Annotated in this window: 18 protein-coding genes and 2 pseudogenes; 11 read left to right on the forward strand and 9 right to left on the reverse strand. The window is 71.3% G+C overall.

Going from position 1 to position 21,261, the window contains the following annotated elements:
• Positions 1-22 precede the first annotated feature (22 nt).
• Positions 23-1,102 (forward strand): annotated as a pseudogene (locus tag E4P40_RS07060) (ISL3-like element ISPfr2 family transposase); the annotation flags it as partial.
• Here the strand turns inward: E4P40_RS07060 and E4P40_RS07065 are convergent.
• Together E4P40_RS07065 and E4P40_RS07070 are read right to left on the reverse strand one after the other, a co-directional pair.
• Positions 1,096-2,295, reverse strand: a pseudogene (locus E4P40_RS07065) (ISL3-like element ISPfr2 family transposase); the annotation flags it as partial. The pseudogenes E4P40_RS07060 and E4P40_RS07065 overlap by 7 nt on opposite strands.
• 632 nt (positions 2,296-2,927) lie before the next feature.
• The gene (locus E4P40_RS07070) at positions 2,928-3,239 is read right to left on the reverse strand and encodes an antibiotic biosynthesis monooxygenase (protein ID WP_003941073.1); all 312 of its coding nucleotides are present in this window, start codon (positions 3,237-3,239) and stop codon (positions 2,928-2,930) included.
• A gap of 108 nt (positions 3,240-3,347) precedes the next feature.
• On the opposite strand from E4P40_RS07070, the gene E4P40_RS07075 reads away from it, so the two are divergent.
• Positions 3,348-4,289, forward strand: coding sequence for a helix-turn-helix domain-containing protein (locus tag E4P40_RS07075; protein WP_135158118.1), 942 nt, complete (start codon positions 3,348-3,350; stop codon positions 4,287-4,289).
• A gap of 1,122 nt (positions 4,290-5,411) precedes the next feature.
• On the opposite strand, the gene E4P40_RS07085 is transcribed toward E4P40_RS07075, so the two are convergent.
• A complete protein-coding gene (locus E4P40_RS07085; protein WP_135158117.1) occupies positions 5,412-6,380 on the reverse strand; it encodes a LysR substrate-binding domain-containing protein in 969 nt (322 codons plus the stop codon).
• A 166-nt stretch (positions 6,381-6,546) separates the two neighbouring features.
• Between E4P40_RS07085 and E4P40_RS07090 the strand changes: the two genes are divergently transcribed.
• From E4P40_RS07090 to E4P40_RS07115, 6 genes are all read left to right on the forward strand, one after another.
• Positions 6,547-6,954 (forward strand): hypothetical protein, encoded by a 408-nt coding sequence (locus E4P40_RS07090; protein ID WP_092200905.1) that lies wholly within the window; start codon positions 6,547-6,549, stop codon positions 6,952-6,954.
• A gap of 17 nt (positions 6,955-6,971) precedes the next feature.
• Positions 6,972-7,847, forward strand: a complete 876-nt coding sequence (locus E4P40_RS07095; RefSeq protein ID WP_092200908.1) for an alpha/beta hydrolase — start codon at positions 6,972-6,974, stop codon at positions 7,845-7,847.
• A gap of 84 nt (positions 7,848-7,931) precedes the next feature.
• Positions 7,932-9,377, forward strand: coding sequence for an aldehyde dehydrogenase family protein (locus E4P40_RS07100; protein WP_245160179.1), 1,446 nt, complete (start codon positions 7,932-7,934; stop codon positions 9,375-9,377).
• Positions 9,378-9,768: 391 nt separating this feature from the next.
• Complete coding sequence (locus tag E4P40_RS07105; protein ID WP_135158116.1) at positions 9,769-10,029, forward strand: hypothetical protein; 261 nt, start codon at positions 9,769-9,771, stop codon at positions 10,027-10,029.
• Positions 10,026-10,451, forward strand: a complete 426-nt coding sequence (locus E4P40_RS07110; protein WP_135158115.1) for a PIN domain-containing protein — start codon at positions 10,026-10,028, stop codon at positions 10,449-10,451. The genes E4P40_RS07105 and E4P40_RS07110 overlap by 4 nt, the downstream gene beginning before the upstream one ends.
• A 145-nt stretch (positions 10,452-10,596) precedes the next feature.
• Complete coding sequence (locus E4P40_RS07115; protein WP_135158114.1) at positions 10,597-11,751, forward strand: site-specific integrase; 1,155 nt, start codon at positions 10,597-10,599, stop codon at positions 11,749-11,751.
• Between the two features lie 19 nt (positions 11,752-11,770).
• On the opposite strand, the gene ychF is transcribed toward E4P40_RS07115, so the two are convergent.
• From ychF to E4P40_RS07145, 6 genes are all read right to left on the reverse strand, one after another.
• Positions 11,771-12,844 (reverse strand): redox-regulated ATPase YchF, encoded by a 1,074-nt coding sequence (ychF, locus tag E4P40_RS07120; protein ID WP_135158113.1) that lies wholly within the window; start codon positions 12,842-12,844, stop codon positions 11,771-11,773.
• Positions 12,845-12,889: 45 nt separating this feature from the next.
• Positions 12,890-14,092 (reverse strand): HNH endonuclease signature motif containing protein, encoded by a 1,203-nt coding sequence (locus E4P40_RS07125; RefSeq protein WP_135158112.1) that lies wholly within the window; start codon positions 14,090-14,092, stop codon positions 12,890-12,892.
• 110 nt (positions 14,093-14,202) lie between these two features.
• Positions 14,203-14,841, reverse strand: a complete 639-nt coding sequence (locus E4P40_RS07130; RefSeq protein WP_135158111.1) for a response regulator transcription factor — start codon at positions 14,839-14,841, stop codon at positions 14,203-14,205.
• A gap of 76 nt (positions 14,842-14,917) precedes the next feature.
• Complete coding sequence (locus tag E4P40_RS07135; protein WP_135158110.1) at positions 14,918-16,165, reverse strand: sensor histidine kinase; 1,248 nt, start codon at positions 16,163-16,165, stop codon at positions 14,918-14,920.
• Positions 16,162-16,998, reverse strand: coding sequence for an ABC transporter permease (locus E4P40_RS07140; RefSeq protein WP_135158109.1), 837 nt, complete (start codon positions 16,996-16,998; stop codon positions 16,162-16,164). Before E4P40_RS07140 ends, E4P40_RS07135 begins: the two co-directional genes overlap by 4 nt.
• Positions 16,995-17,906 carry an ABC transporter ATP-binding protein gene (locus E4P40_RS07145; RefSeq protein ID WP_135158108.1) on the reverse strand — a complete coding sequence of 304 codons (912 nt, stop codon included), beginning with the start codon at positions 17,904-17,906 and terminating at the stop codon, positions 16,995-16,997. Before E4P40_RS07145 ends, E4P40_RS07140 begins: the two co-directional genes overlap by 4 nt.
• Positions 17,907-18,048: 142 nt before the next feature.
• Between E4P40_RS07145 and E4P40_RS07150 the strand changes: the two genes are divergently transcribed.
• The 3 genes from E4P40_RS07150 (at position 18,049) to E4P40_RS07160 (ending at position 21,258) form a co-directional block, all read left to right on the forward strand.
• Positions 18,049-19,530, forward strand: coding sequence for an AlkA N-terminal domain-containing protein (locus E4P40_RS07150; protein WP_135158107.1), 1,482 nt, complete (start codon positions 18,049-18,051; stop codon positions 19,528-19,530).
• Positions 19,530-20,066 (forward strand): methylated-DNA--[protein]-cysteine S-methyltransferase, encoded by a 537-nt coding sequence (locus E4P40_RS07155; protein WP_135158106.1) that lies wholly within the window; start codon positions 19,530-19,532, stop codon positions 20,064-20,066. The genes E4P40_RS07150 and E4P40_RS07155 overlap by 1 nt, the downstream gene beginning before the upstream one ends.
• Before the next feature lie 100 nt (positions 20,067-20,166).
• The gene (locus E4P40_RS07160; protein ID WP_245160178.1) at positions 20,167-21,258 is read left to right on the forward strand and encodes a DNA recombination protein RmuC; all 1,092 of its coding nucleotides are present in this window, start codon (positions 20,167-20,169) and stop codon (positions 21,256-21,258) included.
• Positions 21,259-21,261 lie beyond the last annotated feature (3 nt).

The raw sequence follows: 21,261 nt of genomic DNA on the forward strand, positions 1-21,261 counted from the left end.
CATCCATCCGAAAGACCTCGACGTGTCCGACGCTACCCCGCCGGCCGGCTTCGGCCGCCCTGACCTGACCGCCTTCGCTCGACTCGACGGCCTCGGTCTGAGCGTGACCGGACAACGACTTGAACCGGATCGTGCGGTCCTCGCGTGCCGCGTGGTGGAACCAGATCAGTGGTGCCGACGGTGCGGCAGCGAAGGCGCTGCTCGTGACACCGTGATCCGGCGGTTGGCCCACGAGCCGCTGGGCTGGCGACCGACCGTGCTGGAAGTTGTAGTGCGCCGCTACCGCTGTGCCGACTGCGGACACGTGTGGCGCCAAGACACCAGCGCCGCGGCGGAGCCACGCGCGAAGCTCTCGCGCACCGGGCTGCGGTGGGCGCTGGAAGGGATCGTGGTCGCACACCTCACCGTCGCCCGTGTCGCCGAGGGACTCGGGGTCGCGTGGGACACCGCCAACAACGCGGTCCTGGCTGAAGGCAAGCGGCTGCTGATCAACGACCCCACGCGGTTCGAGGGCGTGAAGGTCATTGGCGTCGATGAGCACGTCTGGCGCCACACCAGGCGTGGCGACAAGTACGTCACCGTGATCATCGACCTCACCCCGGTCCGCGATGGCGCCGGCCCAGCAAGGCTGCTGGACATGGTCGAGGGCCGGTCGAAGGCGGCGTTCAAGACCTGGCTCGCCGACCGCGACGACGCCTTCCGTGACGCGGTCGAGGTGGTCGCGATGGACGGCTTCACCGGGTTCAAGACCGCCGCTGCAGAGGAGATCCCGGACGCGGTCACGGTGATGGATCCCTTCCACGTCGTGCGCCTGGCCGGTGACGCCCTCGACAGGTGCCGGCGCCGGGTCCAACTCGCGATCCACGGGCACCGTGGGTTCAGGGACGACCCGCTCTACAAGTCGCGGCGCACGCTGCACACCGGCGCGGACCTGCTCACCGACAAGCAGAGCGACAGGCTACGCGCGCTGTTCGTTGATGACGCTCACGTCGAGGTCGAGGCGACCTGGGGTGTCTACCAGCGCATGATCGCCGCCTATCGCCACGAGGACCGGCAACGTGGCCGCGAGCTCATGGAGAAGCTGATCACCGACCTCAGCGCCTCGGTCGGCCCGTTGCTGGTGCCGGGTCGTTCGAAGTAGGCGAGCACGTCAGCGGCTCGCTTCTTCAGGGTCCGGCCCAGGGTGGTGAGCTCGGTGAGCACCTTGGGGACGCCGGCGCTGAGGTCGGTGATCAGCTTCTCCATGAGCTCGCGGCCACGTTGCCGGTCCTCGTGGCGATAGGCGGCGATCATGCGCTGGTAGACACCCCAGGTCGCCTCGACCTCGACGTGAGCGTCATCAACGAACAGCGCGCGTAGCCTGTCGCTCTGCTTGTCGGTGAGCAGGTCCGCGCCGGTGTGCAGCGTGCGCCGCGACTTGTAGAGCGGGTCGTCCCTGAACCCACGGTGCCCGTGGATCGCGAGTTGGACCCGGCGCCGGCACCTGTCGAGGGCGTCACCGGCCAGGCGCACGACGTGGAAGGGATCCATCACCGTGACCGCGTCCGGGATCTCCTCTGCAGCGGCGGTCTTGAACCCGGTGAAGCCGTCCATCGCGACCACCTCGACCGCGTCACGGAAGGCGTCGTCGCGGTCGGCGAGCCAGGTCTTGAACGCCGCCTTCGACCGGCCCTCGACCATGTCCAGCAGCCTTGCTGGGCCGGCGCCATCGCGGACCGGGGTGAGGTCGATGATCACGGTGACGTACTTGTCGCCACGCCTGGTGTGGCGCCAGACGTGCTCATCGACGCCAATGACCTTCACGCCCTCGAACCGCGTGGGGTCGTTGATCAGCAGCCGCTTGCCTTCAGCCAGGACCGCGTTGTTGGCGGTGTCCCACGCGACCCCGAGTCCCTCGGCGACACGGGCGACGGTGAGGTGTGCGACCACGATCCCTTCCAGCGCCCACCGCAGCCCGGTGCGCGAGAGCTTCGCGCGTGGCTCCGCCGCGGCGCTGGTGTCTTGGCGCCACACGTGTCCGCAGTCGGCACAGCGGTAGCGGCGCACTACAACTTCCAGCACGGTCGGTCGCCAGCCCAGCGGCTCGTGGGCCAACCGCCGGATCACGGTGTCACGAGCAGCGCCTTCGCTGCCGCACCGTCGGCACCACTGATCTGGTTCCACCACGCGGCACGCGAGGACCGCACGATCCGGTTCAAGTCGTTGTCCGGTCACGCTCAGACCGAGGCCGTCGAGTCGAGCGAAGGCGGTCAGGTCAGGGCGGCCGAAGCCGGCCGGCGGGGTAGCGTCGGACACGTCGAGGTCTTTCGGATGGATGGCGTAGGAACCTCCGTCGTCGGGAGACCTCGACGTCTATCTGCGGACCGACGCGCCCGGCCGACCTACACCGTCATCTGAGAAGACCCCTGAAACGTCTTCGACGACGACGGGACCGGCGAGGAGGAGGGCGCGGTGAGCTAAAGGAATGGAGCTTGCTCGGCTTCGACGCCGCCGAAAGCTCCGGTGAAACGGTCGGTACTGGTCGGTCGTCGTCGGTCACCACCGGATGGCGGCGTCCCCCACGCTCGGCGTTTGCGCAGGTCAGCGGCTCGTTCGCCCAGTGGGCGCATCAAGCGATAGACGCAAAGCCGACGTGATTAGGTCGTCGGTTCGATTCCGACAGGCGGCTCCGGCGAACAGCCCCTGACCTGCGGAAACGCAGGGCAGGGGCGGTTCGGTTCTGGTGGTCGCGCGATGCGCTGGCCTCACGGCTCTGCCCGACACCGACGTCGCTCTCCTCTGCGACGGACCCCTCGCCGGCTGAGCGCTCGCGGCCGGCATCCTGTCCGTGTGCCGATAGGCCTCGCACCGCTCGGCAACGCAGCGTGGCGTTGCGTCGCGACCTGGCGACGGCTCGGCGGGGCGCGATCGTCTCGTGCGTTGGCGGACTACGGGAGCTTGGACGCGAGGACGTCGGCCGCCAGGATCTCGGGTGCTGCGCCGAGGAGGTGCTGGTTGGCCATCAGGGCTGCGACGATGGCGCCGTTGGCGTGGGCGTCGCGAGCGGCCTCGTCGGGGAATGCATCGAAGATCCAGAAGGTGTCGGCGTGGGTCCTGACCGCGAACCAGACAATCGTTCCTACTTCTTCGTTGGCGAGCGCGACAGCGCCGGCGAGCAGATCGGCGAGCGCGTCGTGCTGTCCATCGGCCGCGACGATCTTGGCGACGAAGGCATACGGAAGTGATGCGGGTGTGGACATGAGGGGTTCTCCTAGGTGTCGAGGTTTCTTGGTGAAGCGAGTTCAGCGTATGACGAGCAAGGGCATGTGAGAAGTGGCGTATACGGCAGTATTGCTATTGTTCGCGCCATGCGTATCGGACTGATCGCGATCGACGGCTGCTTCGGTTCGGCTGTCGCGTCGGTCATCGACATCGTGCGGGTGGCCGACGGAGCCCGCGGCGATGTCGACCCGCGGATCGACCCGATCGAACTCGCCATCCTCGGACCGAAACGGAGAGTGACCACGACGGCATCGATGACCCTGTCGGTGGACCACCCGCTGTCGGAGTCCGCAGAGTTCGACGTGGTCGTCGTCCCTGCGCTTGGAACCCTCACGGCCACCGCTACCAACGACGCCCTCCAGAGCCGAGATGCTCGTTCGGTCATCGCCTCGCTCGGGCGCCTCGACGACGCGACCACCCGGATCGCCGCGGCGTGCACCGGCGTGTTCGCTGTCGCCGAGACCGGACGGATGCATCATCGGCGGGCGACGACCAGCTGGTTCCTGGGGCCGGAGTTCCTGAAGCGCTATCCGACCGTCGCCCTCGATCTCGACACCATGGTCGTGGTCGACGGGAACCTCGTCACCGCCGGCGCCGCGTTCGCCCACATCGACCTCGCGCTCTCACTCGTGCGATCGATCAGCCCCGACCTGGCCCAACATGTCGCCAAGCTCCTCATCATCGACGAGCGTCCGTCGCAGGCGGCCTTCGTCGCCTACGAACATCTCCGGCACGAGGACCCGATCGTCGTCGAGTTCGAACGCTTCGTGCGCGCCCGCCTGGACGAACCGTTCAACGTCGCCTTCGTCGCGCAGTCGCTCGGCACCAGCCGGCGCACCCTCGAACGACGAGTCCGTGCGGCGCTCAACCTCACTCCGCTCGGCTTCGTCCAACGGCTTCGCATCGAACGAGCTCGGCACCTCTCAGCAACCACGGACCTCACCTCCGCCGAGATCGCGCTACGGGTCGGCTACGCGAACGCCGAGACTCTGCGCTCCCTCCTGCGCAGGGAGCGACGCCGTTCCTGACCTATCGCCATGCCTGTAGCCGGTGTCCTAGTGCTCGACTGGAACCACCTCTCAGCACGTCGCGTCGACGCTCCTGCGTCGCCCCTGGACGACCCACTCGACACGCCCGCAGCACAGGCCATGTGACGTGTCCCGGCTTCCCGGACGGTCGGGGTTGGGTGGCTGTGATGTCGCTGCGTTCTCGTCGAGGGGGTCAGCAGACTCGATCAGGGTCGATTGGGATGAGACGCGAAGGCGCTCAGGTCAGGGCGGCCGAAGCCGGCCGGCGGGGTAGCGTCGGTCACGTCGAGGTCTTTCGGATGGATGGCGTAGGAACCTCCATCGTCGGGAGACCTCGACGTCTATCTGCGGACCGACGCGCCCGGCCGACCTACACCCTCATCTGGGAAGAGCCAGTTTGCTTGGTCAGAAGCGTTGGTAACCGTTGAATGATTGATTTGCGGAAACGCGCTGAGCGAGGGACGCGTTGCTGGCTGCGGCGATTGCCCAGGCGGTGTTCACCGTCCGCCGCCTGGCCGTCCCGGAGCCGCCGCCGGCCGTGGCGCACGGGCACCACAACCTTGAGCCGAAGGACCGCCTCGCCAACGGGCTGCTGTGGCGGAGGCTTCCACTCGTGGGCCGGTTATCGCCATGGGGTCTCTTCTCTACCAAGTCCCAGCCTTCCTGACCGCTGCGCGGCTAATCCGTCCGGCACGCGCATGAGGCCGGTGATAACTTCCGACGCGACAGCGACGCGTCGCTAGGCCCCGGCTGTGTTGAGGACTTCTTGGAAGGCGTGAGGCAGCGGCGGCCAGGCCACCGAGGGTGCGGCAGAAGCGGTGGCGGACGGCGGTCTCGGGGATGTCGTCCCTGTGGGCGAGGCGATGTTCAAGGGAGCGGGTGTCGCCGGGCTTGGCCTAGACCCCGTATACGCCCGCCACCAGATGGGCCTGGCCCGATGGGAGTGCGGCGTCGAGCTCGAGTAGCTGTCCGCCATCAACCCCGGCTGGGTCGACCTCGTGCAGACGATGAACGCGCAGCTCGCGGCACGGCCGCCCCGCTGAATGGTCGAAGAAGACAGGTAGCGCTGCCCCGGTGCCGGCGCCGTAGGCCGCGCGGGCGTCGGCGGCGGGCGCGGCGGTTCTACTGACCCACGACGGCCAGCGCCAGTGGCGCGGCAGCCGTGGGTTGGGGGGGAGTCAGCGCACCGGGGACGAGGTCGAGGGCGGCGAGCATGCGCGCGGTCTCGACGAAGTCGTTCACGGGTGGGGCGTCCATGTCGTTGCGCCAGGCGATCGCCAGCGACGAGGGCGGCAGCCCCTCGACCGGGATGAACGTGAGGCCGGGGCGGTCGTAGAAGCGCTGCGTCGACGCCTGGGTGAACGCGACACCGCGGCCGGAGAGGATGGCTTCGAAGCACTCGTCGACGCTGCCGACCTCGGCGCCGAGCTTGACTGTGTGCGGGCCGCGGGTGTCGGTGGCCAGCCAGAAGTCCCGCCAGTACTCGGGGGCGCGTCGCGCGACGAAGGCTTTGTCGAGGACTTCCTCCACGCTGATCCGGCGACGGCTGGCCAGCGGGAAGTCGGTCGAGGTGACCAGCAGGCGGGGCTCGACGAAGAGCGTCTCGATGCTCAGCCAGTCGTGCACCAGCAGTGGTGGGCGGACGAAGGCGACGTCGACGCTACCGGTGGCCAGGCCGACGTAGGGGTCGGCGAAGTCGTGAGAGCGCATCTCGACTTGCACCCGGGGATGCCGGGTCTGGAAGGCGGTGAGGATCTTGGGGGTCAGCTCGGCGGCGGCATTGCCCTGGAACCCGACGACGAGCGTGCCGTGCACTCCTCGCGAGGCCTCCCGGGTCGCGGCGACCAGCCGGTCGGCACCGGTGAGCAGGCGGTGCGCTTCCTCCAACAGCACCGTGCCTACGACGGTGAGTTCGACGTGCCGGCTGGTGCGCTCGAACAACCGCACACCCAGGGAGTGCTCGAGCTTGCGAATCTGAACGCTCAGCGAGGGTTGGGAGATGTGCAGCCGGGCGGCGGCGCGGCCGAAGTGAAGTTCCTCCGCCACGGCGACGAAGTACCGGAGTGAGCGCAGTTCAGGCGTGTCCGGCACCACACCAAGTTAGGCTGTGAGCTGCGCGGACACCAATAGAGCGTGCCTATCGGTCCGTAGGGAGCAGGTATTGGACGTGCGGCCGGCGCCGCCGTCTGATGGTGACAGCCGCCACAGGGCTCGCCCGGTGGCCGGTCATCCCCGTTCCCTCAGAGAGGACTCAACGATGAGTGCGCCCACCCGCGCCCCGTCGGCCGAAGCATGGGCCACGGCCTTCACCGACGCCAGCAACACCGACCCCGAGATCCAGGCGCACGGCAAGTACTTCACCTGCTCCTACCTCCTGGACGCCACCGAGCGGACCTACGTCATCCAGGTCGAGTCCGGCAAGGTCACCCACGTCACCGTTGACCCGGGCCCCCTGGACGTCGCCTACCAGTTCGCCATCCGGGCCTCCGCTGAGACCTGGCGCGGGTTCGGTGAGGAGACCCCCGCTGCCATGTTCCACGGCATCTGGGCGGCCAGCTTCCAGCGAGACATGAAGCTCGAGGGCGACCTCCTGATCCTCATGCAGAACCTGCGCTGCATCACCCGCCAGGTCGAGCTCCTGCGCGTCGTCGGCTCCCCGGTCTGAGGAAGGGAATAACCCCCATGAGCAACAGCAAGATCTCACCCGTCACCGGCCACTACGTGACCGTCGACGTCGACGGCCTGCAGTACAAGGTCTTCTACTTGGAGAACGGGACCGGTCAGCCGATCCTGTGCCAGCACACCGCCGGCTGCCACAACCACCAGTGGCGCGGGCTGCTGGAGGACGAGGAGATCACCGCCAACTACCGGGTCATCGCCTACGACCTGCCCCGCCACGGCAAGTCCGACCCGCCGGAGAACACCGAGTGGTGGAAGGAGGAGTACCAGCTCTCCGCCGAGCACTACTCCAACTTCATCATCGCCCTCGCCGACGCCCTCGAGCTGGAGGACCCGATCTTCATGGGGTCCTCGTTCGGCGGGAACGTCGCCCTGCAGCTGGCCCTGCGCCGGCCCGACCGGTTCGCCGGTGTCCTGAGCGTCGAGGGCGCCGACTACTCCCCGGGCTTCTACCTGGACTGGTGGCAGCACCCGCACGCCAACGCCGCCCAGGTCTGCGCCAGCGGCACCTGGGACCTGATGGCCCCGCAGTCTCCCGAGGCCGACCGGTGGAAGACCTGGTTCTACTACACCCAGGGCTCCGAGGCCTTCAAGGGTGACCTGCACTTCTACTCCGTCGACCACGACCTGCGCGGCAAGCTCGGGGACATCGACGGCGAGAAATGCCCGGTCGTGATGATGACCGGCGAGTACGACTACCTCACCACCCCCGAGGACAGCGAGCGCACCGCCAACGCCATCACCAACGGGTCCTTCATCTACATGCCCGCGATCGGGCACTTTCCGATGAGTGAGAACCACCCGGTGTTCCGCACCTACCTGATCCAGGCGCTGGAACTACTGCAGGAGAAGCGGGAGAAGAAGGCCGCCAACGCCTGACCGCGCGCCGCAGGGTGGTCGGCCCGACCGGGTCGACCACCCTGCGGCATCGCCATGCCCAGCAGCTCACCGAGAGGACCCGGAGTGCAGCTCGAGACGACCCCCATCCGCGTCGCCGGCGCCCAGGTGTGGGGCTCGCAGACCCAGCCGGTCACCCGCCCCGACGGCGGTGACCCCGCCGGGCATGTGACCGTCGCCGACCCCGAGCACGTCGAGGCCGCGGTGTCCGCCGCGCACCACGTGGCACCGGAGTTCGCGGGCCTGCCCGCCCACCGCCGTGCCGACGCCCTGGCCCACGTGTCGCGACGCCTGACGGAGTCCCGCGAGGATCTGGCCGCGGTGATCGTCGCCGAAGGCGGCAAGCCGGTCCGCTGGGCCCGGGCCGAGGTCGATCGAGCCGCAGCGACGTTCCGCCTGGCCGGGGAGGAGGCCCGCCGCTGGGTCGGTGACCTGCAGCGCCTGGACACCGACCCGTCGGGAGAAGGCCGCATAGCGCTCAACCGGCGCGTGAGCCGCGGACCCGTCCTGGGCATCACCCCGTTCAACTTCCCGCTGAACCTGGTCGCCCACAAGGTCGCCCCCGCCCTGGCCGTGGGCGCACCCATCGTGCTTAAGCCCGCCCCCGCCACACCACTGTCAGCCCTTTTCTTGGGTGGCCTACTCGCCGAGACAGACCTCCCCGCCGGGTCCTGGTCGATTCTCACCGTGCCCAACGAACGCATGAACCCTCTGGTTACCGACCCGCGACTACCGGTCGTGTCCTTCACCGGCTCCGGGCCAGTCGGCTGGGGGATCCGCGACCTCGTACCCCGTAAGCACGTTACCCTCGAACTCGGCGGCAACGCCGCCGTCGTCGTGTGCGCCGACTGGAACAGCCTCGCCGACCTGCAGCGCGCTGCCCAGCGGATTGCCACGTTCGGCGTCGGCCAAGCCGGCCAGTCCTGCATCTCCGTGCAACGGGTCATCGCCGACCGCAGCGTGTTCGACCAACTGCGCGACCTCGTCGTCGCCGAAGTCCAAGCGCAGGTGCTCGGTGACCCAGAGCGGGAAGAGACCACCCTGGGCCCGATGATCGACGAACGCGCCGCCCAGCGCGCGCACTCCTGGATCACCGAAGCCGTCGACGCCGGCGCGCACGTCCTCACCGGCGGCAGACGCGACTACGCCCGCCTTGAGCCGACCGTGCTGGTCGACGTGCCCCCCGGAGCGCGCGTCGACCGCGACGAGGTCTTCGCCCCCGTGCTGTCCCTACGAGCCGTCGACGGCCTCGACGAGGCGCTCGCCGCCGTCAATGACTCCGATTTCGGACTGCAGGTGGGGGTCTTCACCCACGACATCACCACCGCATTCCGCGCACACCGCGACCTCGAGGTCGGAGGCGTCATCGTGGGCGATGTCCCCAGCTACCGCGCCGACCAGATGCCCTACGGCGGAACGAAGGGCTCCGGCATCGGACGCGAAGGCGTCCGCTACGCGATGGAAGACCTCACCTACGACCGTACCCTGGTCCTCACCGGCATCGACCTCTGAGGGCACTCGCCAGACCCGCAGCAGACCGGGTGCCCACGTGAGGACTGCCGATTTAATCGTTCACTCTGTCGGCCGCGGGACAACCGGTGCGTAAGTTCGTCGCAACCATGTGGCGGGCGCGTCTCCGCTCGACCAGCCGCGCGTCGTTTTTATCCCGCTGAGGATCCCCAAACGGAACTGCCGGGGTGCGACGGTTGGTCACTTCCCAGCCAGCTCCCGCTAACCGCTTCCTGGCCGGCTGGGGTGGGTCGGGGGAAGGGTGGGCCGAAGGCCCAGCCCGGAGGGCCGCGCAGCGCCCTTCCGGCGACCCGCCCCAGCCGGCATACTCACGCGGAGGGAGCGGCTTCAGCGATCATGGCTCGTGGTCCGAGAATCCCGATACCCTGTGCTCATGAGTTCCGCCGACGGCTGGGACCTGACGGTCCCCGAGGATGCAGCCGAGCTGCTCGCCGAGTTGCGCCGTCACGGCGTGCGGCCCGGCCAGCGCCTGCATGTAGTGCGCGCGGATGAGGAGCCGGGGCAGCCAAGCGGCGAAGACGCTGCCCAGCCCACCCGCGCAAAGCTCGACTTCATCGGTTCGGTGCACGGTGGTCCGGCGGACCTGTCCACCCGCGCCGACGAGTACCTGCAGCGAGGCTTCGGCCGCGAGTGATCCTCGTCGACACGAACGTCCTCGTCGCCGCTGCCCGGACCGCCGACACCAACCACGACGCCGCGGCGCGATTGCTCGAGACCCTCGACGAGCCGCTGCTCGTTCCCCCCACCGTGCTGGCAGAGGTCTGCTACCTCCTCAACGAGTGGGGTGGCCCGGGCGCCGAGGTCCGGTTTCTCCGCGACATCAGGCCCGGCGGGCTGCAACTCGCAGAGCTGACCACTGCCGACGTCGCACGCATGGCCGACCTGGTTGAGCGGTACGCGGACCTCCGTCTCGGCGGGACCGACGCCTCGCTCGTCGCTATCGCCGAGCGCCTGCGCATCGATCGGGTCGCCACCTTCGACCAGCGCCATTTCACGGTCGTCCGCCCCGCCCACGTCGCGACCTTCACGCTGCTTCCCGAGGTCACGTCAAGCTGACCGGATGCCCGCCGGGCCGGGCGCAGCGCGCGGTCGAACTGCGGGGACGGCGTCGGGGCCCGAGCACGACACAGTGTCAGGCCCCCGGACTACGTTCGGCCGCGTCGGTGTCCGGCGAGGTCCATGCGGATTGAAAGGCGGAGCCATGGCGAGCATCCAGGACCGATGGCGTCGCAGGGACCCGGCCACCGGCCGCCTGGTGCCCACGGAGCTGGACGGCAAGGGGCTGCGCTACCGCCCGCAGTTCCGGGACCCGTCGGGCCGCCAGATCATGAAGGCCTTCGCGCTCAAACGCGACGCCCAGCGCTGGCTGGATGACCAGACAGCGCACATCGCGCGCGGAACGTACGTCGACCCGGGCGCCGGGCGCACTACGTTCGCCGAGTTCTACGCGGACTGGTCCCGCCGGCAGGTGTGGGCACCGGGGACGGTCCTCGCGATGAACCTCGCGGCCGGTTCGGTGCCGTTCCCCGACGTCCCGCTGAGATCGCTGCGCCGCTCGCACGTCGAGGGCTGGGTCAAGGCAATGGTCAACCGGGGCCTTGCCCCCGGCACCGTCCACACGCGGATGAACAACGTGCGCGCCGTCCTCCGCGGCGCCGTCGCCGACAAGCTGATGGCTAGTGATCCGAGCGTCGGCGTCGCGCTCCCCCGGCGCCGCCGGGCGGCAGCCGCGATGACCCTGCCCACCGCGGCCCAGGTCGGCGGCGTCCTCCAGGCCGCCGACGACGCCTTCCGCCCGTTCGTCGCGCTCTGCGCGTTCGCCGGCCTGCGGCTCGGCGAGGCCGCCGCCGTCCAGGTCGAGGACATCGACTTCCTGCGGCGCACGCTCACAGTCACCCGCCAGGTGCAGCGAGGCGGCGCGGGCCGGGTCGAGTTGCGGCCGCCCAAGTACGGAAGCGAGCGGGTCGTCTTCCTCGCCCCAGGGCTTGTCGACATCCTGGCGGCGCATGTCGCCGCGTTCTGCCCGGGTGGTGGATGGCTCTTCACCGGAGAAGCGGGACAGCCCCCGCACCAGAACACTGTCGGCTACCGCTGGCGCACCAGCACCGCGGCCGCCGGCATCGCGGGGCTTCGACTGCACGACCTCCGGCACTTCTACGCCTCGGGCCTGATCGCGGCCGGCTGCGACGTCGTCACCGTGCAGCGGGCCCTCGGGCACGCCTCCGCCACCACGACGCTGAACACGTACAGCCACCTGTGGCCGAGCGCCGAGGACCGCACACGGACCGCCGCGCAGGCCTTGCTCGCAGATTCTTGTGGACTGAGTGTGGATTGGGAGGGATCGACAAGCCGCTGACCTGCGGTCTTATGCCGATCTACACGTTGAAGCGGAACTCCACGACGTCGCCGTCCTGCATGACGTACTCCTTGCCCTCGATGCGCACCCAGCCCCTGGCCTTCGCCTCGGCCATCGACCCGGCCTCCATGAGCTGGTCGTAGGACACGATCTCGGCCTTGATGAAGCCACGCTGGAAGTCGGTGTGGATGACACCGGCGGCCTGGGGCGCGGTGGCGCCGACCGGGATCGTCCAGGCGCGCGCCTCCTTGGGCCCGGCCGTCAGGTAGGTCTGCAGGCCGAGGGTGGCGAACCCCACGCGGGCGAGCTGGTCCAGGCCGGGCTCGTCCTGGCCGATGCCGGCCAGGAGCTCGGCGGCCTCCTCGGCGGGCAGCTCGGCGAGCTCCGACTCGATCTTCGCGTCCATGAGGATCGCCTCGGCCGGCGCGACGAGGCCCCGCAGCTCGGCGATCAGCTCCTCGTTGCCGAGCTCCTCCTCGTCGACGTTGAACACGTAGAGGAAGGGCTTGGTCGTCATCAGGCCCAGCTCGCGCAGCGGTGCGGGGTCCACGCCGGCGGCGAACAGCGTCCGGCCCTCGTTGAGGATCCTCTGCGCCTCGACCGCGGCCATGTGCAGCCCCGCGCGCTCCTTGTCCTTGCGCATCTCCTTCTCGAGCCGCGGGATCGCCTTCTCCAGCGTCTGCAGGTCGGCCAGGAGGAGCTCGGTGTTGATCGTCTCGATGTCGTCGGCCGGGCTGACCTTGCCGTCGACGTGGACGACGTCGGGGTCGGTGAAGACCCGGATCACCTGGCAGATCGCGTCGCTCTCGCGGATGTTGGCGAGGAACTTGTTGCCCAGGCCCGCACCCTCGCTGGCGCCGCGCACGATGCCGGCGATGTCCACGAACGACACCGTCGCCGGGATGATCTTCTGCGAGCCGAACACCTCGGCGAGCTTCTCCAGCCGCGGGTCGGGCACGCCCACCACACCGACGTTGGGCTCGATGGTGGCGAACGGGTAGTTCGCCGCGAGGACGTCGTTCTTGGTCAGGGCGTTGAAGAGGGTCGACTTGCCGACGTTGGGCAGGCCGACGATCCCGATGGTGAGACTCACGGGAGTCCAGGGTACGGGCTTCGCGCGGGCCGTCCGGACACGCGACTAGACGGGTAGCGGCTGTCCTAGGACGATCTCGGTGCCGTCGGGGCGGTAGGTGCGCCATCGACCGTCGGGTTGCCGCTCGATGCGGAAGCCGTGGTGGACCTTGGTGTGATGGCGTTCGCACAGCAGGGCTGAGTTCGCCAGGGAGGTCTCGCCGCCCTCGACCCAGTGCAGGAGATGGTGCACGTCGCACCAGCAGGAGGGGGCGTCGCAGCCGGTGAACACGCAGTGCTCGTCGCGCAGCTCCACGGCCTTGCGCAGAGGGGGCGGCACGACCCGGTGGGTGCGGCCGAGGTCGAGGGTGTGCCCGTCCGGGCCGAAGACGACACGGGTGATGCTGCCGTCGCAGGCCAGCATGCGGGCCCGGGCGGCGGAGATCTGAGCCCCGAACCAGGTGTGGCCGGCGGCCCGGCCGACAGCGGGATCGACCAGGTCGTCGAGGTCGATCCGGACGAACACGTGCGGCTTGACCGTGCGCAGGATCGGCACCTGCCCTGCTGCCAGCGCGTTGTCCACGCCCTGCACCAGTGCGTCGGCCAGCTGCTGGGGGCGGCTGCGCGTGTCACCGGCGGGCCGGTTCGCCTGCACCAGCGATTCCAGCCAGGTCTCGAACTTCTCCCCACCGACCGCGTCGAGCTCACCCCGGAAGGTCCGGCTGCCGTCGGGATGCCGGGCGATCGACAGCCGCCGCTCGTCCGTGGGGTCGGGCTCCTTGCCGTCGGGGTCGAGCAGATCGAGGAAGCGCTGCACCACCGCGCCCAGCGCGGCGTGCACCTGGGTGGCGGCGACCTCGGCCAGCGTCGCGTCCACCTCGGTCAGGTCCACGCCCTGCCCGACCGCCTCGGCCTGCACCTCCACCGCCGCGACCGGGGCGATCACCGCGACCTGGTCGGCGCTGACGGCCCCCGCAGCGAACGCGGCCGCCACGGCGGGCAGTTGCTCCAGTGCCCGGCCGTTGTGGACGATCCGGGCGGCCTCCCGGGCCGACAGGCGCACGTGGCCCCGGAGCCAGGACCGCATCGACGCCTGCCCGTCCCGCTCGGGAGCCTGCATGCACTCCGCGCGCCGGACGGTGCGCGTCAGCTCGGCGTCGGCCGCGTTGCGCACCGCCACCAGCAGCGCCGTCCGGTCCAGCACCTGATCGGCGGTGACCAGGTCGTCGAGATCTCTGGCGTCCAGGAGTGTCTGCAGCAGATCCCGCATGACACCCCCAGCCGTTCGATCCTGTGTTCGAAGTCTATCGCTGGGGGTGGCACTCCACCACACGAATCCCCAGGTCAGGGCCCTGTCCACAGACTCCGGCGACCGGCCCGTCAGGCCCCGGGAGGTGGTAGGAGGCCGCGCTCGACAGCCAGCATCACGGCGCGGGTGCGGTCGTCGACCCCGAGCTTGGCGAAGACACGGAGGAGGTGCGTCTTGACCGTCGCCTCGCCGATGAACAGCTCCCGGCCGATGTCGGCGTTGGTCAGGCCGCGCGCCACCCCGGCGAGCACCTCCAGCTCGCGCGCGGTCGGCGCCTCCACGGCCGGCGTCCGCATGCGCGACACCAGCCGGGCGGCCACCGGCGGGGCCAGCACCGTTTCGCCCCGTGCGGCTGCCCGCACCGCGTCGGCGAGCTGTGCCAGCGGGGTGTCCTTGAGCAGATAGCCGGTGGCGCCGGCTTCCACGGCCCGCACGATGTCGGCGTCGGTGTCGTACGTGGTCAGCACCAGCACCCGGACGGCGGGGTGGGCCGCCGCGATGCGCCCGGTTGCCGCGACGCCGTCCATGCGGGGCATGCGCAGGTCCATGAGGACGACGTCCGGCGCGTGCTCGGCCACCGCGGCGATCGCCTCCAGCCCGTCGGACGCCTCGGCCACCACGTCGATGTCCGGCTGCGCCGCCAGCCACCCGACGACTCCGCCGCGCACCACCGGGTGGTCGTCCACCACCAGCACCCGGACCGTGCTCATGGTTCGACTCCGATCTCGTTCCGCTCCTCGCTCGCTGACGCTCGCTGCGATGCTCGTTCGACCGTCGTTCTCGCGTTCACCGGGCGGGCACCCGCACCGTCACACGCGTCCCCTGCCCCGGCGCCGAGACGACGTCCACCGTGCCGCCGACCTCCTCGGCGCGGTGCCGCAGCCCCGCGAGCCCGACACCGGGCGCGTCCTCGGGGTCGAAGCCCACTCCGTCGTCCTCCACGTGCACCGACACCTGCGCAGACTCCCCCGCTCCCACCCGGCTGACCCGCAGCACCACCGCCGTCGCAGATGCGTGCCGGCGGACATTGGCCAGCGCCTCCTGCGCCCCCCGCAGCAGCACGACCTCCTCGGTGCGGCTCAGCTCCGCTCCGCCGTCCCCCAGCGCCGACGTGTCCAGGCGCGTCGCGAGGCCGGTCTCCCGGCCGAACCGCTCGACCAGCCGCTCCAGCGCCTCGACCAGCGTGGCCGAGTCCAGCGCCAGGGGAGAGAACGCCGCGACCATCGCCCGCGCCTCGCCGAGGTTCTCGCGGGCGACCTCCTCGATCAGCGCCAGCCGCTCGGCCACGCCGTCGGCGCCCGGTGGCAGACCCGCGGCCGCGGTCTGCGCCAGGACGACGATGCTCGTGTAGCCCTGCGCGAGCGTGTCGTGCACCTCCCGGGCCAGTCGCTCGCGCTCGGCCGCCATCCCCTGCGCGTGGTGCAGCTCCGCGAGCTCGGCACGCGTGCGCTCCAGCTCGCGGATGAGGGCCGCCCGCTCGGCACTCTCGTCCAGCACCCGGAAGATCCACAGCCCCATCGCGAGGCTGAAGACCATGCCCACCAGCGTCTGCCCGGGACCCCAGAGCGGCTCGTCGCCGCGGCTCCAGGCGATTGCCGGCCCGGCCGCGGCCGCCACAGCGAGTGCCAGCGTCCAGAGCGCCCCGACGCGCACCTTCTCGACGAAGAACCAGACCTGCGGGTAGGCCAGGAACATCAGGAACAGCAGCGAGGGCTCCTGCCAGGCGATCACCGCAACGACCGCCACCAGCACAGCGAGGTAGGCGGTCGCGGACTCCCGGCGCCAGTCGGTGAGCCCGAGGGGGCCGAATCCGACGTAGGCCAGCGCCCAGACCCCCAGTGCTGCCAGCAGCGTGCCACGTCCGTCCATGTCGCCCACGGCCACGACGACGATCGCCACGCCGACCATCAGCACGAAGGCCGCGTGGAGGGCGAACACGGAGATCCGTCGGGCGCGCTCGGACAGCGGCGCACCGCCGCCGTCCCCCGCGGGAAGGGCGACGACGGCGGACCGCGGCTCCGGGCTCGAGGTCATCCCTCGCCCCGGCGCCAGCGGAACGTGCGCACGCACACCACGGCACCGATGATCACCCATGCGGCGAGCACGAGCGCGGTCCGGCCGTGCTCCCAGCTGCCGGCCACCTCGAACGCACCGGCCTCCTCGGGCAGGAACGCCGACCGCATGCCCTGCGTCAGCCACTTGAGCGGGAAGAGCGCCGCAACCTGCTGCATCCAGCCCGGCAGCTCGAGGAAGCCGAAGAAGACCCCGGAGAAGAACTGCAGCACGATGGCGAAGGCGGAGATGCCGGTGGTGACCGAGGCGGCACTGCCCCGCAGCGCCGACACCGCGACGCCGAGGACCGTGCCGGCCAGAGCGCCGAGCACCGCCACCCACCCGAAGGTCAGCCAGTGCTGCGGATCGGCAGGCATCGGGACGTCGTAGGCGAAGTGCGCCAGCGGCAGCAGCAGCGCCAGCTGTGCCGCCGTGGTCACCAGGACCTGCCCGGCCTTGCCCACGAAGTAGGCCACCGGCGGCGTACCCAGCAGCTGCAGCCGTTCCAGCTGCCCGTTCTCGCGCTCGCTCGCGATGGACGTCCCGACCGCCTGGAAGCTGGTCAGCATGATTCCGGTCGCCGCGATCCCCGCGAGGAAGTAGTGCGTGAACGGGACGTCACCGGGACGTTCGTCGCCGCCCAGGACCGCCGCGAAGATGACCAGCATGATCACGGGATAGGCGAAGGAGAACACCACCTGCTGCCGCTCCCGGAAGAACAGCTTCAGCTCCAGCCCCACCCGGGCGAGCCCGATGCGGGCGGCCGACGGCGGAGCGGGACGGGTGGCTGCGGCGGAGGTCAGGACGGCGGTCATCGGAGGTCTCCCTGGGTGGCGGTGGTGGACGGGGCGCCGACGAGTGAGAGGTAGACGTCCTCGAGGGTCGGGCGGGTGACGGTGAGACCGGGCACGTCCCCGGCGACGGCGAGCAGGTCGCGCAGCACGGCCGCCGGCGCCTCGGTGCGCACCGTCCGCGGAGCGCCGTCCTCCATCCAGCGGACCGTGGCCGTCCGGCGCAGCTCGGCACCGAGCTCATCCGGCGGCGCCACCTCGACGAGCCGCCCGTCGGCGACCACGCCCACCCGGTCGGCCAGCTCGGCCGCCTCGTCGAGGTAGTGGGTCGTCAGCAGCACGGTCGTGCCGTCGGCGCGGAGCCCGCGGATGAGCTCCCAGAACTGCCGCCGGGCGACCGGGTCCATGCCGGTGGTCGGCTCGTCGAGGAAGACGAGCTCCGGGCGGCCCTGCACGCCGAGCGCGACGGCGAGGCGGCGTCGCTGGCCGCCGGAGAGCCGGCCGACCCGCGTGCCGGCCTTCTCGTCCAGCCCCACGGCTGCGATCAGCTCCGCGGTCGGCCGGGGCGTCGCGGAGTAGACCGAGAAGTGGTCGAGGATCTCCCGGACGGTGAGGTCCTGGGCCGCCCCCTCGCCCTGGCTGACCACGCCGATGCGCGCCCGCCACGACCGGCCGGCCCGGCCCGGGTCCGCACCGAGGACGGAGACGTCGCCGCCGTCCCGCTTCCGGACTCCCTCGAGGATCTCGATCGTCGTCGTCTTGCCCGCGCCGTTGGGCCCCAGGAGGGCGAACACCTCGCCCCGGCCCACCTCGAGGTCGAGGCCGTCGACGACGGCCCGCCCTCCGTAGCGCTTGACCAGCCCGCGCATGCGCACGGCCGGCTCGGTCTCCGTCGCCGCGGCCCGGAGGGCCGCGGCCTGTGTCGTCGTCATGGGAGAAGCCTCCGGCTCGGAGGCCCTCGCACGGGACCGTCGAACCGCTGGTCCGCGGTCCACCGAACGGTGGACGGCGCGTCCCACGGCGGCGTCCGAAAACCGCCAGTTCTCGTCGGCGCGCACTGGCATGCTCGTCGTCATGAGCCGGCCGCTGGACCACGAACGCTGCTACCGGGCCGTGGCAAGCCGTGACGCCCGGTTCGACGGCTGGTTCTTCACCGCGGTGCGCACGACCGGCATCTACTGCCGGCCGTCGTGCCCGGCGCGCACCCCGCTGGCGCGCAACGTCTCGTTCTTCACGACCGCCGCCGCTGCCCAGGGCGCCGGCTTCCGGGCCTGCCGCCGGTGCCGGCCGGACGCCGTCCCCGGATCGCCCGAGTGGGACGTCCGCGCCGACGTCGTCGCCCGCGCCATGCGCCTGATCGCGGACGGCGAGGTCGAGCGCTGCGGCGTCCCGGGCCTGGCTGCCCGGCTCGGGTACTCCGAACGGCAGCTGCACCGGCTGCTGGTCGCCGAGCTCGGCGTGGGCCCGCTCGCCCTGGCACGGGCCCAGCGCGCCCAGACGGCCCGGCTGCTGATCGAGACCACCGACCTGCCGATGGCCGACGTGGCCTTCGCGGCGGGGTTCGCCAGCATCCGGCAGTTCAACGACACCGTCCGCGAGGTCTTCGCGTCGACGCCGAGCGGCCTCCGGAGGACCACGCCCGGGACGACGTCAGGAGCGCCCGGCTGGCTGACGATCCGGCTGGCGGCCCGGGCCCCGTACGAGGCGGCCGAGGTGCTGCTGTTCCTCGGCGCGCACGCCGTCCCGGGCCTCGAGGAGTGGGACGGGACGACCTTCTCCCGGGTCCTCGACCTGCCGCACGGCCCCGCCGTGGTCCAGCTCTCCCCCGCTCCGGACGGCGGACCGGCGGTCACCGCCCGGCTGCGGCTCGCCGAGCTGCGCGACCTCGGCGCGGCCGTCACCCGCTGCCGCCGCATGCTCGACCTGGACGCCGATCCGGCCGCCGTCGACGACGTCCTCGGCGCCGACCCCGCGCTCAGCCGGCTCGTCCGCACTGCACCGGGACGACGGGTCCCCGCCTCCCCCGACGCCGACGAACTGGCGGTGCGCGCGGTGCTCGGCCAGCAGGTGTCGGTGGCCGGCGCCCGTACCCTCACCGCCCGGCTGCTGACCGCGGGCACTCCCCTCCCCGAGCCGGTGGGCACCCTCACGCACGCCTTCCCGCGCGCCGCCGCACTCGCCGAGGCGGACCTGACGGCGGTCGGGCTGACCGGTGCCCGCAGGCGGACAGTGCACGCGCTGACCGCGGCGCTGGCCGCCGGGGACATCGCGCTGGACCCCGGCGCCGACCGCGTGGAGGCCGGTCGCGCGCTGGTCGCCGTCCCGGGCGTCGGACCCTGGACCGCGGCACTCGTCGGGCTGCGCGGCATGGCCGATCCCGATGTCTGGCTGCCCGGCGACCTCGCCGTCGGCAAGTCCCTCGCCGTCCTCGGCAGCAGCGACGCCGACGCCGCCACCCGCTGGCGGCCCTGGCGCTCCTACGCCGTCCTGCACCTGTGGGCGCTCGCCGTGCCGTCCCTCTTCACCCGCGTACCCGATCTCCCCAGGAGTGCCTGATGACCGTTCCCACGCTCGCCCGCCATGCCACGGTGGCAACCCCGCCCGGCCCCTTCACCGTCGTCGTCGACACCGACGCCGAGGGGCGGGACGTCGTGATCGCCGGCGGCTGGACCGACGACGTGGCCGACCTGCTGCCCGTGGTGCACCGGTCGCTGCGGCCGGCCGGGAGCGAGCTCGTCGCCGACCTCCCGGTCCTCGACGTGGTCGAGAAGTTCTTCGCCGGCGACGTCCGCGCGATCGACGACGTGGTGGTTCGGCAGCGCTCCGGCCCGTTCCTCCAGGAGGCGTGGGAGGTGCTGCGGACCGTGCCCGCCGGACGTCCGGACACCTACGCGGCGTTCGCCGCCCGCTGCGGCCGGCCGGCGGCCGTCCGCGCCGCGGCCAATGCCTGCGCCCGCAACGCGGCCGCACTCTTCGTCCCCTGCCACCGGGTGCTCGGCTCCGACGGCGGGCTCGGCGGGTTCCGCTGGGGGACGCCGGTCAAGCGCTGGCTGCTCGACCACGAGGCCGCGCACGCCCCTGTGGCCGACTGAACAATGACCCCCTGCCCCCCACCCCTCGCACGCTCGCGGCGGGACCCCGCAGGGGGCCTTCTCCTGGGAACTGTCACCCCCGTCCGGCACCCTGCCGAGCATGGACGCCGCTTCCCTGCTCACCGGTCTCCTCCTCGGTGCACTCCTGGCCACCGCCGTGACCCTGGGCGTCGTCGCGCTCGGGGCGCGCCGGCGGCCGGACGACGGGCTCGAGCCGGTGCACGAGTCGCTCGACCACCTGCACCGGCTGCTGGCCGGCATGGAGCGCGCCCGCGCCACCGCGCACGGCGAGCTGCGCGAGCAGATGGGCACCGTCGGCAGCGCGTCCACCCAGCTGAAGCAGGAGACGGCGGCGCTGGTGACCGCGCTGCGCACGCCGCACGTGCGGGGGCGCTGGGGTGAGGTGCAGCTCCGCCGGGTCGTCGAGGTCGCCGGTCTGGTCGAGCACTGCGACTTCGTGGAGCAGCCCTCGGGCACGAACGACGCCGGCGCCGGCGTGCGCCCCGACCTCGTGGTCACCCTCGCCGACGGCCGACAGGTCGTCGTCGACGCGAAGGTGCCCTTCACCGGCTACATCGAGGCGGTCCAGGCGACGGAGGAGGCGGTGCGCGTCCAGCGGGTCGCGATGCACGCCCGGCAGCTGAGGGCCCACGTCGACGCGCTGGCAGCCCGCCGCTATCCGACGGCCTTCCGCCCCGCGGCACCGTTCACCGTGCTGTTCGTCCCGTCCGACGGCTTCCTCATGACCGCGCTCGAGGCCGAGCCGGGCCTGCTGGAGCACGGGTTCGCCAAGGACGTCGTCATCGCGACGCCCAGCACCCTGCTGGCCCTGCTGCGGACCGTCGCGTACTCGTGGCGGCAGGAGCGGCTGGCCCGCGACGCCGACCAGGTGCTCGAGGTGGGTCGCCGGCTGCACGCCCGGCTCAGCACGTTGTCCGGGCACCTCACGCGGCTGGGCGCAGCGCTCGGCACGACCATGACGCGCTTCAACGAGACGGTCGGCTCCTACGAGAGCTCGGTGCTGACCGCAGCCCGGCGGTTCGACGACCTCGGCATCGCCGAGAGCCCGGTCCCGACTCCCGTACCTGTCGAGGCGACCGTGCGCAGCCTGCGCCCCGCGCAGCCGCCGCTCCCCGACGATGCCGACGAGGACGACGACGTGCCGGCGACCCGGAACGGGACGGACGGCTAGGAG

The sequence above is a fragment of the Blastococcus sp. CT_GayMR20 genome (assembly GCF_004570345.1).